Raw genomic sequence first — 15,242 nt, 5'->3', positions numbered from 1 at the left:
CGCCGGCGCGGCCTGCTGCCGGGCGTCCTCCTCCTCATCCAGGATTTCCGCCGCATAGGCCGGCTCGGTCATGGGGCGGCTGGGGCGCTGGCTCTTCGCGCTGCTGGCACGCGGCGGCGGGGCCGGGCGGGCCGGCATCTTCGCGCCGCAGTTCTCGCAGTACATCAAGCGGACGTCCGCCGCGCTCTCACCGCACTCGGGGCACTGCATGGGGAGCCCACCTCGCTGGCGCAGGGGAGGGGGAGGCCCCTGCGAACGACGCCGACAGCAGGGACTTACTACGGATTCCAGGCCGCCCGCGAGGCGGCCCCGGGGCTGCGGCTCCGACGCCGGCTCCCGGGTGCCTGCCTTCCAAGCGGGCGGCGCTGACTCAAGGCTGCCGCGCGGCTTCCGCGGTGGGGCCGGCCACGGGCTGGTTCAGCTCCTTCACCCGGGTGGCCAGCGTCTGCGGATCAATGGGACCCACGTGCTTGCCGCGGATGATGCCCTGCGCGTCGATGAAGTACGTCTCCGGCACGCCCGCGACGCCGTAGTCCACCGCCATGCGCGAGCGCTCGTCCATCAGCTGCGGGAAGCTGGCGCCCATGCGGCGCAGGAAGTCGAGCGCGTTGGGCTCCGTGTCCTCGAAGACGACGCCCATGAACAGGGCCTGGGCGCCCAGCTCGCGCGCGCCCCACTCGAGCACCGGGTGCTCGTACTTGCAGGGGCCACACCACGACGCCCAGAAGTTGATGACCACCGGGCGGCCCTTGAGGTCCGCGAGCTTCACGGGGTCGCCGCCGTCCAGCGGCTTGAGCACGAAGTCCGGCGCGGGCGCGCCCTTCAACATGAAGGGCACCTCGTGCGGGTCGCGCCCGAAGCCCTGGAAGAGGACGAAGAGCAGCGCCGCCCCGACGGCGGTGAACACCAGGGGAAGCCGCCAGCGCTTCATGCCGCACCCCGCTCGGCGTCCGTGCCCGGCAGGGGAGGCGCCGCGCCCACCGGCGCCGCGTCCGCGCGCAGCACCGCCGCCCGACGGGAAGGCCACACGGCAATGAGCGTGCCCAGCAGCAGCAGCGGCAGGCTGTACCAGATCCATCCCACCAGCGGGAACACCCAGACGTTGAAGCTCGCCGTGCCCGTCGTCTCGCTGAAGGCCATCAGCGACACGTACAGGTCCTCCTTCGGCGACTCACGCACCGCGGGCGTGCCCACGGGGTCCGTGCTGCGCTCGTAGTAGTTCATGCGCGGACGCAGCTCCGACACCTTGCCGTTGGGCGCCGTCACCTCCAGGCGCGCGGCGACGAAGGTGCGGTGCGGCTCCTCGCCGCTGGACAGGCCCACGTACTTCAGCTGGTAGCCGTCCAGCATCATCGTGCCGTCCTTCTTCAGCGTGCCGGACGTGTGCTTCACGTACGCGCTGGAGGCCGCCACGGCGACGATGATGAGCACGATGCCCAGGTGCACCACGTAGCCGCCGAAGCGCCGGCGCGCCTTGCCCGTCGCGGTGGTCAGCGCGGTGACGAAGCCCTCCTTGCGCTCCGTCATGCGCACACGCACCGGCACCGCCAGCTCGCGCAGCGTGATGACGGTGACGAAGCCGCCCAGGCCGAACGTGAGCAGCGGGTACACGCCGCGCAGGCCCGCCGCGTAGCAGGCGATGGTGACGACGATGCCGACCGCCGCGGGGATGAGGAACTGCCGGCGCAGCGCGGCCTTGTCCGGCGTGCCCCAGGGCAGCACCGGGCCCACGCCCATGAGGAAGAGCACCGCGATGCCGCCCGGCACCGCCATCTTGTTGAAGTACGGCTCGCCCACGCTCACGCGGATGCCGCGCACGGCCTCCGACACCAGCGGGTAGAGCGTGCCCAGCAGCACCGTGAAGGTGATGGCCACGAACACCAGGTTGTTCACCAGGATGCTCGCCTCGCGCGACACCAGCGACGTGAGCCGGCCCTCCGGCGCCAGCAGGTGGCCGCGCGTGGCCAGCAGGCCAATGCACACCACCAGCAGGATGGCGATGAACACCAGGAACGTGGGCCCGATGTCCGACTGGGTGAACGAGTGCACCGAGTTGAAGATGCCGGAGCGGGTCATGAACGTGCCCAGGATGGTGAGCACGAACGACGCCAGCGCGAGGCTCAGCGTCCACAGCTTCAGCATCCGCTTGCGCTCCTGCACCATGGTGGAGTGCATGAACGCCGTCGCGGTCAGCCACGGCAGGAAGGACGCGTTCTCCACCGGGTCCCACGCCCAGTAGCCGCCCCAGCCCAGCACCGCGTACGCCCACCAGGAGCCCAGCACGATGCCCAGCGTGAGGAACATCCACGCGATGAGCGTCCAGCGCCGCAGGGGCGCCATCCACGCCTCACCAATCTCCCCGCGCAGGAGGCCCGCCACGGCGACGCCGAACGGCACCGTCATGCCCACGTAGCCCGCGTAGAGCATGGGCGGGTGGATGATCATCAGGAAGTGGTTCTGCAAAAGCGGGTTGGGCCCCGGGCCGTCCGCCGGCACCGGCGACACGGCGCCCCAGGGGTTGGCCGGGCCCGCGATGAGGAAGGCGAAGAAGACGCCCACGGCCAGCATGGTGCCCAGCGCCAGCTGCATGTAGCGCGCGTGCTCCCTGCGGTGCACGAAGGCGAACGCCGCCACGTACACGCCCATGATGAGGCCCCAGAAGAGGATGGAGCCTTCCAGCGCGCTCCACAGCGACACGATGGTGTAGATGAGCGGCGTCGCGCGGCTGCCCACCTGGGCCACGTACTTCACGCTGAAGTCGTGGCTGATGAGCGCTTCCACCATCACCAGGTTGCTGCCCACCATGCACACCGCGAAGCCCCACACCGCGCGCAGCACCCAGGGGTAGCTGGCGTCGTTGCGGCGCATGCCGCCCACCAGCCCCAGAATCGCGCCGAACGCCGCGAAGGCCAGGCCCGCGAGGACCAGCCCATAGCCCAGCATTCCGTTCACGGCGCCCCCGGCGGCGTCACGGTGGCGGTGGTGGCGCCTTCGGCCAGCGTGTCCTGCCACTTGCGCGGGGACTCGCCCTCCTTGGGAGCGCGGTACTCGTTGGAGTGGTTCACCATCAGCCGGTTGGACGTGAAGACGCCGGACGGGTCGTAGGTGCCCTCCACCACGACGCCGATCTTCTCGCGGAACATCTGCGGAGGCGTCTCCAGCGAGCGCACGTGCACGCTCTTCGCGTCCGCGTCGGGGCCGTCCGCCACGCGGAAGTCCAGCGTGGTGTGGCCCTCGTTCCACTGGATGCTGCCCGGCTGCACCACGCCGCCCAGGCGGATGGTGGCCGTGTAGGCCTTGTCGCCGTTGGAGAGCAGCTCCGACGGGCTCCAGTAATAGACGAGGTTGTCGCCGATGTTGCCGAAGGCGATGAAGCCAAGGCCGGCGCCGGCGAAGAGCAGGGCTCCCAGCGCGATGAGACGGTTGCGGTTGACGGGCGTCATGGGCTCACTCCTTCGAATCAGCGGCGGCGCGGGGACGGCGCGCCCAGAGGGACACCGAGTAGAGCACGAAGGCGGCCACGGAGATGCCGTAGCACGCGCCCACGTACCCCCAACCACCCTGGAGACGGCCACTGCCCACCTGGGCCAGCAGCATCAGCGACGTCAGCGAGGTCATGTTCAGGCCACCTTCGAGGAATGGGCCGCGCGCAGCGCGGGGTCGTCCGTGGGCAGCGCCTCCGGCAGCGCCACCTCCGCCTTCCGCTCCGCCAGCGCGATGCGGTAGCGGTGCACCATGAAGACGATGAGCAGCGCCAGCATGCCGAACGCCGACACGCGCAGGGGCAGCACCATCTGCGGGTCCACCGTCTTGGGGCTGGACTGCACCTGGTGGAGGCTGCGCCACCAGCGCACGGAGAACCACACGATGGGCAGGTTGATGGCCCCGATGATGGCCACCACCGCGCTCCACACCGCGCGCTTCTCCGGGTCCTCCACGAAGCGCCGCAGCACCAGGTAGCCCGTGTAGGACACCAGCAGGATGGCCTCCGACGTCAGGCGCGGGTCCCAGGACCAGTACACGCCCCAGGTGGGGCGGCCCCAGATGGAGCCGGTGATCATCCCCAGCGTGCCGAAGAGCAGGCCGACCTCCGCGGAGGCCTCCGCCATCGCGTCCGTCTTCCACGACTGACGCATGAGGTACGTCACCGCGGCCACGAAGTTGATGAACATGGCCATCATGGCCATCCACTGGAGCGGCACGTGGACGTACATGATGCGCTGCACCTCGCCCATCTCACGGTCGGGCGGCGCCCACGCAAGGCCCAGCCACCAGCCCGCGCCCAGCAGCGCCAGCGTCAGCGCCGGCAGGCCAAACTTGACGAACTTGTTCATCCTTCAGTCCTCGATGACCCGGGGAAACAGCACGAAGCCCACGCCCCAGTAAATCAGATTGAACCCCAGCAGCAGCCCCTGCCAAGAGCCCAGCTGCTGCATCGGGTCACCCTGGAGTACGAGCGTGGTGCCCTTGGCAGCGGAAAGGAGGGCCGGGATGACGAGCGGGAACAATAGCAGAGGCAGCAGAACATCCCGGGCCCGGGCATTGCTGGAGATGGCCGCGTAGACGGTCCCCGGGGCGCTGAGCGCCAGGCTGCCCAGGACCAGGATGCCCGCCAGGTCACCGACCCCCGTGACGATGCGCACCCCGTACAGGGGCACCATCACGGGCACCAGCACCACCGCCAGCGCCAGCAGCAGCAGGGCGTTGCCCAGCGCCTTGGAGAGGAAGATGGCGCGCGCGTCCGCCGGGGCCAGCCGCACGCCGTCCAGGCAGGCGTTCTCCGTCTCCACGCGGAAGGACTCGCCCAGGGACAGGACGCTGGCGAAGAGGATGGCCAGCCACAGGTAGCCGCCCGCGTTGCGCTCCAGCAGCTTCGTGTCCGGGCCCAGCGCGAAGGAGAAGAGCAAGAGCGTGGCCATGGCGAAGAACACCAGCGCGTTGAGCCGCGCGCGGGTGCGCCATTCGATGAGCAGGTCCTTGCGCAGGAGGACGAGCGTCGTCGCCAGCAGGCCCGGGGGGCGCTTCGTGCCAGGCGCGCTCATGCCGCCACCGCCCGGCCGTCCTGCAGGTGCAGCCGTTCCTCGCAGAGACTCAGGCCCTGTTCGATGAGGTGCGTGGCCAGCACCACGGTGGTGCCGCCCGCCTTCAATTCCGCGATGACGCCCTCCATGTCCTGGATGCCGGCGGGGTCCAGCTCGCCGAAGGGTTCGTCCAGCAGCGCCAGGGCCGGGGCCTTCATCAGGAGCCGCGCGATGGCCAGGCGCTTGCGCATGCCCGCGCTGAAGCCGCGCACCGGGCTGTCCGTGCGGCGGGTGAGGCCCACCTTGTTGAGCAGCGCGTCCGCGACGTCCTGCGGCGCGTCCACGCCCAAGAGGCGCCCCAGCACCATCAGGTTCTGCTGCGCGGTGAGGTCCTCGTAGAGGAAGCTGGCGTGGGACAGGAGCGCCACGTCGCGGCGCACCGCCTCGCGATCCAGGACGGCGTCCCGGCCCAGCACCTCCACGCGGCCCGCGGTGGGCCCCAGCGCGGTGGCCACGAGGCGCAGGAGCGTCGTCTTCCCGGAGCCGTTGTGGCCGGTGAGCAGCAGCGAACGGCCGGCGGGCAGCGCGTAGGTGAGCCGCGCCAGCGCCCACCTTCGCCCATAGCGCTTGCTCACGTCGTGGAGGGCGAGCGCGGGCGCTGATCCAGAGGGGGGAGGGGGCATCGGCGGGTCGTTTCGTAGCCGGAAACCCTGATGTTCACCAGTGAAACCCCCGGGGTCGCCCGCCGGAGGACAAGAAGTTTTTACGCCTGCTTCTTCCGCTGCTTTCGCCGGAGGACTGAAAGGTTTTCGCCACGGGTGGGCGCGCGACTGCCCCGGTACACCCAGGTAGGACCCCTCCACGGGCGTACATGCCCCCGGGGACGCGGGGTTTCACGGGGTTACGGGGGGTTTCCATCACCTTCCTGCCCTGGCATCCAGCATGCACACACGCGGGCGGGGCCCGGTCCACAGGGGGGAGCGGGCAGACGGCGAAAGCCGCGAGGGAGGCGTGATGGCTGGCAGGGTGTTGCGGCGGGCGGCGAAGGCGGCGGCGGCGGGGTTCTTCCACTACAGCGGGGTGCGCAAGGCGATGGCGGCGTACCGCCGTGCGCAGTCGGGGGGCCGGCGCATCCTCATCGTGAGCTACCACCGCGTGGTGAGCGACTTCACGGGGGAGCTGCAGCGCTCCATCCCGGGCCTGCTCATCTCCCAGGAGACGTTCCGCCGCCACCTGGAGGAGGCGAACGCCGCGGGCTACGAGCTGGCGAGCCTTGGGGACGCGGTGGACGTGATGGAGGGCCGGCGCACCGCGAAGAAGGACCTGTTCGTGGTGACGTTCGACGACGGCTACCGCGACGTGTACCGGTACGCGTACCCGGTGCTCAAACAGATGGGGGTGCCGGCCATCACCTACCTGCCCACGGCGTTCATCGACACGGACAAGCGCTTCAACCACGACCGGCTGTTCCACCTGCTGCGCTGCGTGCAGGAGCGGAAGTTCCGCCCGGACTACGACACCATGCCCACCCCGTCGGTGCAGCTCTTGGGGCCCATCCTCACCGGGCGCAAGACGGCGTCCGCGGCGCTGGACGACTTCATCGGCGAGCACCCGACGCGCGTGCTCACGGGCATCATCGACTCGCTGGAGCAGCAGCTGGGCGGCGGCGCGGACCTGGTGCCGGAGCAGGGCGACGTCATGAGCTGGGACGAGGTGCGCCAGATGGCGCGCGACGGCTTCGAGTTCGGCGCGCACACGCTGGGCCACACGGTGCTGACGCTGGAGCCCACGGAGGTGGTGGAGAAGGAGATCGTCGAGTCCAAGCAGACCATCGAGCGCGAGGTGGGCGTCCAGGTGAGGGACTTCGCGTACTGCAACGGCTGGTACTCGGATGAGATGATCCGCGTGCTCAAGCAGAACGGCTTCCGCTCCGGCGTCACCACGGAGGACCTGCCCAACCGCGTGGGCGGCGACCCGTTCGCCCTCAAGCGCAAGGTGATGTGGGAGAACTTCAGCCTGGGGCTGATGGGGGACTACTCGTCCACGCTCACGGTGTGCCAGTTCGATGACTGCTTCGGCGTGCTGGGCATGAGCCACCCGGTGCTGGGCCACCGCCCGCACCTGCTGGCCCCGATGAACACCTCCAACGTGCTCGTCGAGGAGCTGGACTCGGCGCTCGCGAAGGCGACGCCGGTGGACGTCGTGGACGTGACAGCGCCGGTGATTGCGTCCGAGCCGGCGGTTGCGCCGGGCACGGCGGGTGCGCAGGTCGTGGTGGCGCCGAACGTGGCCCTTGCCTCGGAGGCGGCGCAGCCGGAGGAGCTCCAGTGAGTGCGTCACCCAAGCCGGCCCCGACCCCGTCGTTCCTGGGGCGGGCCGGCCCGTTGGTGTTGGCCCGGTTGTTCACCGCCGGGCTGACGCTGTCCATTCCCCTCGTGCTCGCCCGGGTGCTTCGCCTGGACGAGTACGGCACCTACTACCAGTTGTTCCTCATCGCCACGACGCTGTCGTACGTGCTGCCGTTCGGCGTGGCGCAGAGCCTCTACTACTTCCTGCCCCGCGCGGAGGCGAAGCGGCCCTACCTGGGGCACGCGCTGCTCTTCGTCACGGGCGCGGGCATCGTGGCGGCGGGGCTGGTGTGGGCCTTCCTGGGCCACGTGGCGGCCTACTTCAACAACCCCGCGCTGATGGACCACCGCGCGGCGCTGTCGCTCTACACGGCGTTCTTCCTGGGCAGCTACCCGCTGGAGATTTCGCTCACCAGCCAGGGGAAGACGAAGGCGTCCGCGGTGGTGTACCTGGCGTCGGACGCGGTGCGCTCCGGCGTGATGGTGCTGCCGCCGCTCCTGGGCTTCTCCCTGCACGGGATGATGATCGCCGTGGCCTGCTTCGCGGGGCTCCGCTACGTGGCCACGTGGGTGGTGTCGCTGCGCGGGTCCACGGGGCCCCTGGTGGACTGGAAGCTGTTCAAGGAGCAGCTGGTGTACGCGGCGCCGTTCGGCGCCGCGATGTGCCTGGCCATCCCCCAGCAGAACGCGCACATGTACGCGGTGGCGGGCGTGGTGGCCCCCGCGGTGTACGCGCTCTACCGGGTGGGCTGCTTCCAGCTGCCGGTGGTGGACCTGCTCTACACGCCCACCAGCGAGGTGCTGATGGTGCGCCTGGGGGAGCTGGAGCGCGAGGGCCGGCTGGAGGAGGGCGTGGAGGCCTTCCGGGAAGCGGCCGGCAAGCTGGCGTACGTGTTCCTGCCCTTCGCGGCGTTCCTCTTCGCGGCGGCGCCGGAGTTCGTGGGGGCCATGTTCGGCCAGAAGTTCCTGCCGGCGGTCCCCATCTTCCGGGTGAGCGTGATGGGCGTGGTGCTGGCCATCCTCCCCATGGACGGGACGCTCCGGGCCCGGGGCCAGACGCGGGCCATCTTCGCGTCGTACCTGGTGAAGGCGGTGGTGACGGTGCCGCTGCTGTGGTTCGGCGTGAAGCACTTCGGGATGATGGGCGGCATCGCGTCCTGGGCGCTGGCGGAGGTGGTGGGCAAGGGGATGCTGCTGCTGCGCGTGCCCCAGGCGCTGTCCACGCCGGAGCGCAAGCTGGGCCTCAAGGACGTCATCCCGTGGCGGGAGCTCGGGCAGGCGTCGCTGGCGGCGGTCGCGGCGGGCGGGAGCATCTTCCTCCTTCGCACCGGCGTGCACGACACGTGGATGAACCTGCCCACGGGCTTCCTGTGGCGGGTGCTGCCGCTGGCGGTGGCGGGGCTGCTCTTCGTCGTGGGGTACGTGGTGGGCCTGTATGCGCAGGGCGTTCGCCCGTGGAGTGCGCTGCAGTCGCTGCGTCCCCGCCGGGCGGTCTGATCCACCGTCGAGTCGTGGACGCGTGGGGAGGACTTCCCTCTCCACGCGTGGGTACTTACCTTCCAACGGTCACGGAGTTCGGGCGGGCGAGGAGAGGCGTGATGGGATTCGACGCGATGACGTTGTACCGGCTGGCGCATGGTCTGAAGCAGCGTGGGGTGCCGTTGCTGCCGGCGGTGTTGCGCAAGGCCATCTACTATCTCCACAGCTCGTACATCCCCGAGGACGCGGAGCTGGGCGAGGGGACGCAGTTGGGCTACGGCGGCATCGGCGTGGTCATCCACAAGGCGGCGAAGGTGGGCCGTCACGTCCTCATCTCCCAGCAGGTCACCATTGGCGGGCGCTCCGGGCTGGAGGGCGCGCCGGTGATTGGCGACTACGTGCGCATCGGCGCGGGCGCCAAGGTGCTGGGCAACATCCACGTGGGCGACTTCGCGGTGATTGGCGCCAACGCGGTGGTGGTGAAGGACGTGCCCTCGGGGGCGGTGGTGGCGGGCGTGCCGGCGAAGGTCATTCGCCAGGACCCGGATCCGCTCACCACGTACCAGCGTGAGATGGGCCTCCTGCCCGCGCGGACGCCGCCGAAGCTCACCCAGGTTCCCCGGCCCTCCGCGCAGGCTTCCGCGCGCTAGGCACTGGCTTCTTCGCAGAAGAGGGCTTCCTTCATGCGCGTGCTGCTCGTCGGGGACTACCCGCCGCCCTACGGGGGCGTGGCCATCCACGTCCGTCAACTCCATCAATTCCTTCGCGACCGCGGGGTCGAGGCGAAGGTGCTCGACATCGGGAAGGGTGGCCGGCCGGCTCCGGACGTCCTCCCCGTGCAAGGCGCCGCCGCCTTCGGCCTGCGGCTCGCGGGATTCACCTCCGCGGGCTGGACGGTCCACCTGCACACCAGCGGCAACAACCCGAAGGCGTGGGTGCTGGCGGCGCTGGTGGGCAGCATGCCCGGGCCGCGTTCGCCGCGCGTCATCACGCTGCACTCGGGGCTGATTCCTGACTACCTGGCGGAGTCGCAGGCCCGGCGCGTGTTCGCGCGCACGGCGCTGGCGGGCTACGCGCGGGTGGTGGCCGTGTCTCCGGCGGTGCGCGACGCGGTGGTCGCGTGCGGCGTGCCGGAGGAGAAGGTCCTGGTGCATCCGGCCTTCTGCGCGTCCCAGGTGCTGCCAGGCCCCGTGACGCCGGAGGTGGAGGCCGCGCGGGCCCGGCGCCGTCCGCTGCTCGCGATGGCGCACCACCCGTCGCCCGTGTACGGGCGCAAGCAGATGTTCCGCGCGCTGAAGCTCGTCGCGGAGACGCACCCGGACGTGGGCCTGGCGCTGTTCGGCCCGGGCACGCGCGCCGAGGAGTTCATCCGCGACGCGCGCGAGCTGGGCGTGGCGGGCTTCCTGGAGGACCTGGGCGAGCTGGAGCACGCGAAGGCGCTGGGGCTTTTGTCCCAGAGCGACGTCTTCATCCGGCCCACCACGCACGACGGGGACTCCATCTCCGTGCGCGAGGCGCTGGCGCTGGGCGTGCCGTGCGTGGCCAGCGACGTGTGCGCGCGGCCGGAGGGCACGCGGCTGTTCAAGGCCGGAGACGAGCGGGCGCTGGCGCAGGCGGTGCGTGACGCGCTGACGGCGGGCCCGGTGAAGGTGATGGCCCCGGATGCGGGGCCGGTGATGCTGGACGTGTACGCGGAGTTGCTGCCGTCCGGCATGGCAGGTGCAGGAACCGTGAACGCGGCGTGAGGGTGTGGGGACGGGTTGGGGCGCCTTCGGGGACGGGGCGCGCTTCAGGGACTTCAGCACTGAACTTTTGACTTCAGGAGTGGACGATGCGGCGCAGGGAAGAGATGGACTTGTCGAAGCGGGCCCTTCGCGGGCGGGACCTGGTGGTGTTCTCCAACGACTGGGACGGCGACCCCCTGTCGAAGGTCCACATCATGCGGATCCTCTCGCGGGACAACCGCGTGCTGTGGGTGAACAGCATCGGCAACCGCGCGCCCAAGGCGAACGCGCACGACGCGCAGCGGATCATCAAGAAGCTGAAGACGTTCACGCAGGGCATCCGCGAGGTGGAGCCCAACCTGCACGTGCTGGCGCCGCTGGCCATTCCCTTCTACGGCTCGGAGACGGTGCGCCAGGCGAACCGCCACCTGCTGCGGCTCCAGGTGCTGCGCGCGATGAAGCAGCTGAAGTTCGAGCGCCCCATCTCCTGGAGCTTCCTGCCTGCGTCCGCGCCGGTGTCCGGCACGCTGGGCGAGGACTTCGTCGTGTACCACTGCGTGGACGAGTTCTCCGCGTTCAGCGACACGAACGGCAAGCACATCGCGGAGCTGGAGGAGCGCCTCTTGCGCCGCGCGGACATGTGCATCACGTCCGCGGAGCGCCTGTACGACAACAAGAAGCGCATGAACCCGCGCACGGTGCTGGTGCGCCACGGCACGGACTTCTCGCACTTCGTGAAGGCGTGCGACCCGGAGACGAAGGTTCCGGAGGACATCGCGAAGCTGCCCAAGCCCATCATCGGCTTCTTCGGGCTGGTGGCGGACTGGATCGATCAGGACGCCATCATCGCGTGCGCGAAGGCGCACCCGGAGGGCTCGGTGGTCATCGTGGGCAAGACGACGCCGGACTGCGACGACAGCCGCCTGCGCGCCATTCCCAACATCCACATGCTGGGGCGCAAGCCGTACGCGGACCTGCCGGGCTACAACAAGGCGTTCGACGTGGCGCTCAACCCGTTCGTCATCAACGAGCTGACGCTCAACTCCAACCCGCTGAAGGTGCGCGAGTACCTGGCGTCCGGCCTGCCGGTGGTGTCGTCTGATTTGCCGGAGGTCCGCAAGGTGGGGCTGTGCCGCATCGCCACCACGCCCGAGGACTACGTGAAGCAGGTCGACGCGGCGCTGGCGGACAACCCGGGCCCGAACCGGGAGCGCGCGGAGAAGATCTTCCACGAGAGCTGGGAGGCGCGCGTCGCGGAGATCCGCCAGCACGTGGGTGAGGCGATGCTCGCGGCGGGCAAGAAGCTGTAGGTCCGGTCCGGTACCGGGCGGCAAGGGGGCGCGGGTCCGGGGCGTGCGAGCGCACCGGGCACCGCGCCTTCGTCATTCCCGCGGGTCGTCCGCGCGACCCGTCACGCGGCGCTCCAGCAGGGCGTAGCGGCGGGCAAGGCGGGTGTAGTCAGCGGGGCGGATGGGCGTGCGCTCCCGCGTGCGCAGGAGGTCCTCCTTCGCGTCCAGGTAGTCGCGCGCGGGCACGCCGCAGGTCTCCTCCAGCAGGCGCGCGGCCTCCGCGTCCGGCAGGGAGGGGGCGATGCCCAGGCGCTCGTGCATCAGGCGGCGCAGGGCGGTGTCGAGCTCTGGCAAGAGCTCCGCCTCCACCTTCGCGCGGCGCATGAGCCAGCCCAGGGAGCGCACGTATTCGCGCGACGAACGGTGCCGCTCCACGCGCACGGGGCGGGGCGCGCCGAAGCGCGTGCCCCGGGAGACGACGTAGACGAGCCCCACGGCCAGGCTCTGCGCGATGAAGACCCAGAGGCCCTGGGACAGAGGTGGGCGGGTGATGACGGCGTGGTGGAACTCGTCGAAGCGCAGGGGGCCGCGCGCGGCGAGCGCATCCCAGAAGCGCAGGTTGTCGAGCAGCTCCAGGCGCCGGTTCTCCGCGAGGTCCGGGCCCGCGACGACGTAGACCTCGCCCTGGCCCAGGCCCCAGCGCCACACCACGCCCGCGGTGCCCAGTCCCGCGAGCGGCACCGCGTCCTCGTGATCCACCCGCAGGCTCCGGTCCCGGGACACGCGGAGGAGTGACAGGTCGCGCAGCGCGCCCGCGGGCAGCCACACGTCCACGGTGACGCCGGCGGGGTCCACCCATTCGGAGGCGAGGCCCTGGTGGTTGGTGCCGGGCAGCGCGCCCGAGGCGATCCGGAGCCACTCCTCCATGCCCGGCTGGTATTCGCCCAGCACGTGCGGAGACAGATACACGAGCGTGCCGCCGCCCCGGACGAAGCGCTCCAGCGCGGCGACCTCCTCCTTCGTCACCGGCTGGGCCCGCGGCGCGGCGATGATCAGCGTGCGCGTGCCGGAGGGGAGCGACTCCAGCGAGGACGTCTGCGCGCCGACGTCGCGTCCGCGCTCCTGGAGGTAGACGAAGAGGGCCTTGAGCCCCATGGGGCCCGGGTTCGTGATGGAAGGCACGGGAGAGTCCGGCGGGGCCTCATGCGAGGCCAGGCCCACCGCCAGCGCCACGGCGATCATCAGCCCCAGGACGACCGCGACGCGCGCGTTCCTCACGGCCGGCCCTCCGCGAGCGCGCCGTGCAGCTGCTCCACGGACTCCACGAAGCGCGCGGCTTCCTCCCGCGACACCGGCTCCAGCGAATAGAAGGCCTGGTCGTACCAACCCACCAGCCGTTCCACCTCGCCCGTGACTCGCGCCGGGGCTCCTCGCGTGGGCAGCTCCGCGGCGAGCTCGCGGTTCGTCTTCACCCGGTCCGGCCGCGCCAGCTTGCGCTGCTCCAGCGTGGACAGCAGGCCCAGCAGGCCCTCGCGGATGGCCTCGCGCGCGTCCTCCGTCTCCAGCGCGGTGCGCGCCCGGCCCAGGTGTTCCCCGGGTGTGTCCAGCTCCAGGGGCGCGGCCTCGCCCTCCGCTCCCGGCGCGGCGACGGGCTTCCTGCTCCGGCGCCAGCGCACCCGCAGCACGCCGAACAGCACCACCGCCAGCGCCACGCCCAGCATCACCGCGCGCGTGGCCACCGCGAAGCCCTGCGCACCCCTGGATTCGAAGAGGCCTTCCAGCCAGGTCTGCAGCTCGCGCAGCAAGCGTGTCAGAAGGTCGCTGTTGCGCTGCCGGGCCCTCGCGAACTCCGGCCGGTCGAGGATGGCGCGCAGGCGCTCGGGCTCGCTCGTCACGCCGGACGCCGCAGCCGACTCCGCGTCCAGCGCGCACACGGCCTCCAGGTACACCGTGAGCTGCCGGGCCCGGTCCGGCGCCGTCTGTCCGGAGGTCCCGGGCGGCAGGGGCACGCCGTCCAGGGCTGCCACCAGCCGGTTCACCTCCGCGTCCAGCTCCTGGGGCCGGGAGCGCGCCGTGTCCTCGAGCCGGCGCGACACGGCCTCCCGGTCAGCGCACGGGGCAGGCGGCCAGGCAGGAGGAGCAGGGGCAGGGCGGGCACGGGGCGTCAGGGGGACTGCGTCACCGGCTCCGAGGTCGCGATCCGCCGCTCCAGGTCCAGGCCCTCGCGGCGCACGCGCATGTCCACGTAGAAGAACGCCGACACCACGAAGCTCAGCGGCGTGAAGAAGGACTGCCCCACCACCTGCAACAGCTCCGCGGGGACGAGCAGCGCCTGCGGGATCGCCGCCTGCGCCGCTGGATCCAGCAGGTTGCCGCCATAAGCGAGCCGGACGATCCACGCGGGCAGGCCCGACACCAGGCTCACCGCGATGAGGATGCCGCCCACCACCGTGGACAGCACCATGGCCCGCACCGTGCCCCGGCCCATGAACCCCGGCTCGACGCGGCCCTTCAGCAGGGCCCCGGAGCGCTTGAACGCCGCCCACGCCCCCACGTCCTCCATCGCCAGCACCGGCGGCAGGAGCATGAAGCGCAGGAAGTACCAGAGCACCGCCGCCAGCGCGCCCAGGCCCAGCACGATGGCGCCGATGATGATCAGCGCGATGCTCACCGCCGTGCCGCCGCCAGAGCCCTTGCCGGTGACTGCAGCGACCACCCCCAGCCCCATGACGATGGTGCCGGGCAGACACAGCAGGGCCGTCACACCCACGGACCACAGAATCGACAGGAGGTAGGTCGCGGTCAGCGTACCCAGGCGCGACGCCGCCCGGCGCAGCCCTTCCGAAGGACGCACCGGCTCCCCCAGCTGCGAGGGAATCACGTACCGGGCCGCCGCCGTGGTGGCGACCCAGAAGTTCCAGACAAGGAACACGTACAGCACGAGCATCAGCCCCAGCGCGATGCCGGACTGGCTCAGCGCCTGCGTGGGGTCCGTGCCCGCGGGAGCCTTGCCCAGTCCGGGCAGCACGCCCACCGTGCGCGTCATTGCGACGGTGAACGCCTTGACCGCGATGTAGTTGAGCAGGTCGAACCCCAGGCACAGCACGAACAGGGGCTTCAGGTGCGCGCGCCAGAACGTCGCCGCGCGGTCGATGATTTCTCCGATGGCGAGCGGGCGCAGCTCAACGGAGGTCGGGGAGGGCGTCACGGCCGCGCAGCATAGCGCCGCCTTCAACGCGCGGGTTCACCCATCACGAGCAGCGCCCGGGCCGCCGCGCGCGGATCCTCCGCCTCCAGCACGGCGGAGATGACCGCGACGCCCCAGGCCCCCGGCACCTCCCGAGCGCGCTCCGCCGTCATCCCGCCCAGCGCAGGCAGGGC

Annotated in this window: 15 protein-coding genes and 1 pseudogene; 5 read left to right on the top strand and 11 right to left on the bottom strand. The window is 71.0% G+C overall.

Annotated features, from left to right (window positions below):
- The 8 genes and pseudogenes from ACLEQD_RS20350 to ccmA form a co-directional block, all read right to left on the bottom strand.
- Positions 1 to 210, bottom strand: a pseudogene (locus tag ACLEQD_RS20350) (zinc ribbon domain-containing protein); the annotation flags it as partial.
- A gap of 160 nt (positions 211 to 370) precedes the next feature.
- Positions 371 to 931, bottom strand: coding sequence for a TlpA family protein disulfide reductase (locus ACLEQD_RS20345; RefSeq protein ID WP_410385948.1), 561 nt, complete (start codon positions 929 to 931; stop codon positions 371 to 373).
- Positions 928 to 2,952: a heme lyase CcmF/NrfE family subunit gene (locus tag ACLEQD_RS20340; RefSeq protein ID WP_410385947.1), complete on the bottom strand. Its 2,025-nt coding sequence runs from the start codon at positions 2,950 to 2,952 to the stop codon at positions 928 to 930. The genes ACLEQD_RS20345 and ACLEQD_RS20340 overlap by 4 nt, the downstream gene beginning before the upstream one ends.
- Positions 2,949 to 3,443: a cytochrome c maturation protein CcmE gene (locus ACLEQD_RS20335; RefSeq protein WP_410385946.1), complete on the bottom strand. Its 495-nt coding sequence runs from the start codon at positions 3,441 to 3,443 to the stop codon at positions 2,949 to 2,951. Before ACLEQD_RS20335 ends, ACLEQD_RS20340 begins: the two co-directional genes overlap by 4 nt.
- A 4-nt stretch (positions 3,444 to 3,447) precedes the next feature.
- Complete coding sequence (locus tag ACLEQD_RS20330; protein WP_167497667.1) at positions 3,448 to 3,618, bottom strand: hypothetical protein; 171 nt, start codon at positions 3,616 to 3,618, stop codon at positions 3,448 to 3,450.
- Between the two features lie 2 nt (positions 3,619 to 3,620).
- A complete protein-coding gene (gene ccsA, locus ACLEQD_RS20325) occupies positions 3,621 to 4,334 on the bottom strand; it encodes a cytochrome c biogenesis protein CcsA (protein WP_410385945.1) in 714 nt (237 codons plus the stop codon).
- A 3-nt stretch (positions 4,335 to 4,337) separates the two neighbouring features.
- Positions 4,338 to 5,042 carry a heme exporter protein CcmB gene (locus ACLEQD_RS20320; RefSeq protein ID WP_410385944.1) on the bottom strand — a complete coding sequence of 235 codons (705 nt, stop codon included), beginning with the start codon at positions 5,040 to 5,042 and terminating at the stop codon, positions 4,338 to 4,340.
- Positions 5,039 to 5,704 (bottom strand): heme ABC exporter ATP-binding protein CcmA, encoded by a 666-nt coding sequence (ccmA, locus tag ACLEQD_RS20315; protein ID WP_338270056.1) that lies wholly within the window; start codon positions 5,702 to 5,704, stop codon positions 5,039 to 5,041. The genes ACLEQD_RS20320 and ccmA overlap by 4 nt, the downstream gene beginning before the upstream one ends.
- 409 nt (positions 5,705 to 6,113) lie before the next feature.
- On the opposite strand from ccmA, the gene ACLEQD_RS20310 reads away from it, so the two are divergent.
- The 5 genes from ACLEQD_RS20310 (at position 6,114) to exoP (ending at position 11,882) form a co-directional block, all read left to right on the top strand.
- A complete protein-coding gene (locus tag ACLEQD_RS20310) occupies positions 6,114 to 7,352 on the top strand; it encodes a polysaccharide deacetylase family protein (RefSeq protein WP_410385949.1) in 1,239 nt (412 codons plus the stop codon).
- Positions 7,349 to 8,866: an oligosaccharide flippase family protein gene (locus ACLEQD_RS20305; RefSeq protein ID WP_410385943.1), complete on the top strand. Its 1,518-nt coding sequence runs from the start codon at positions 7,349 to 7,351 to the stop codon at positions 8,864 to 8,866. Before ACLEQD_RS20310 ends, ACLEQD_RS20305 begins: the two co-directional genes overlap by 4 nt.
- Positions 8,867 to 8,967: 101 nt before the next feature.
- Complete coding sequence (locus ACLEQD_RS20300) at positions 8,968 to 9,498, top strand: serine O-acetyltransferase (RefSeq protein WP_171421160.1); 531 nt, start codon at positions 8,968 to 8,970, stop codon at positions 9,496 to 9,498.
- Between the two features lie 33 nt (positions 9,499 to 9,531).
- Positions 9,532 to 10,593, top strand: a complete 1,062-nt coding sequence (locus ACLEQD_RS20295) for a glycosyltransferase family 4 protein (RefSeq protein ID WP_410385942.1) — start codon at positions 9,532 to 9,534, stop codon at positions 10,591 to 10,593.
- Between the two features lie 86 nt (positions 10,594 to 10,679).
- Positions 10,680 to 11,882 carry a spore coat polysaccharide biosynthesis glycosyltransferase ExoP gene (exoP, locus tag ACLEQD_RS20290; protein WP_410385941.1) on the top strand — a complete coding sequence of 401 codons (1,203 nt, stop codon included), beginning with the start codon at positions 10,680 to 10,682 and terminating at the stop codon, positions 11,880 to 11,882.
- Positions 11,883 to 11,954: 72 nt separating this feature from the next.
- On the opposite strand, the gene ACLEQD_RS20285 is transcribed toward exoP, so the two are convergent.
- The 3 genes from ACLEQD_RS20285 to ACLEQD_RS20275 form a co-directional block, all read right to left on the bottom strand.
- On the bottom strand, positions 11,955 to 13,139 hold the full coding sequence (locus ACLEQD_RS20285) for a DUF4350 domain-containing protein (protein WP_410385940.1): 1,185 nt from the start codon (positions 13,137 to 13,139) through the stop codon (positions 11,955 to 11,957).
- A complete protein-coding gene (locus ACLEQD_RS20280) occupies positions 13,136 to 13,957 on the bottom strand; it encodes a DUF4129 domain-containing protein (protein ID WP_410385939.1) in 822 nt (273 codons plus the stop codon). Before ACLEQD_RS20280 ends, ACLEQD_RS20285 begins: the two co-directional genes overlap by 4 nt.
- Before the next feature lie 68 nt (positions 13,958 to 14,025).
- Positions 14,026 to 15,069, bottom strand: a complete 1,044-nt coding sequence (locus ACLEQD_RS20275; RefSeq protein ID WP_410385938.1) for a hypothetical protein — start codon at positions 15,067 to 15,069, stop codon at positions 14,026 to 14,028.
- Positions 15,070 to 15,242: the final 173 nt, after the last annotated feature.

Source organism: Corallococcus sp. 4LFB (assembly GCF_046520365.1).
Taxonomy (GTDB): domain Bacteria; phylum Myxococcota; class Myxococcia; order Myxococcales; family Myxococcaceae; genus Corallococcus; species Corallococcus caeni.
The sequence above is the reverse complement of the archived record's forward strand: the minus strand, read 5'-3'. Positions and strand labels throughout refer to the sequence as shown.

Bases quoted from the DNA above. Each gene is read 5' to 3' on its own strand.
- ACLEQD_RS20330 (WP_167497667.1), bottom strand. From the start codon at position 3,618: ATGACCTCGCTGACGTCGCTGATGCTGCTGGCCCAGGTGGGCAGTGGC.
- exoP (WP_410385941.1), top strand. From the start codon at position 10,680: ATGCGGCGCAGGGAAGAGATGGACTTGTCGAAGCGGGCCCTTCGCGGG.
- ccsA (WP_410385945.1), bottom strand. From the start codon at position 4,334: ATGAACAAGTTCGTCAAGTTTGGCCTGCCGGCGCTGACGCTGGCGCTG.
- ACLEQD_RS20345 (WP_410385948.1), bottom strand. From the start codon at position 931: ATGAAGCGCTGGCGGCTTCCCCTGGTGTTCACCGCCGTCGGGGCGGCG.
- ACLEQD_RS20295 (WP_410385942.1), top strand. From the start codon at position 9,532: ATGCGCGTGCTGCTCGTCGGGGACTACCCGCCGCCCTACGGGGGCGTG.
- ACLEQD_RS20300 (WP_171421160.1), top strand. From the start codon at position 8,968: ATGGGATTCGACGCGATGACGTTGTACCGGCTGGCGCATGGTCTGAAG.
- ccmA (WP_338270056.1), bottom strand. From the start codon at position 5,704: ATGCCCCCTCCCCCCTCTGGATCAGCGCCCGCGCTCGCCCTCCACGAC.
- ACLEQD_RS20310 (WP_410385949.1), top strand. From the start codon at position 6,114: ATGGCGGCGTACCGCCGTGCGCAGTCGGGGGGCCGGCGCATCCTCATC.
- ACLEQD_RS20320 (WP_410385944.1), bottom strand. From the start codon at position 5,042: ATGAGCGCGCCTGGCACGAAGCGCCCCCCGGGCCTGCTGGCGACGACG.
- ACLEQD_RS20335 (WP_410385946.1), bottom strand. From the start codon at position 3,443: ATGACGCCCGTCAACCGCAACCGTCTCATCGCGCTGGGAGCCCTGCTC.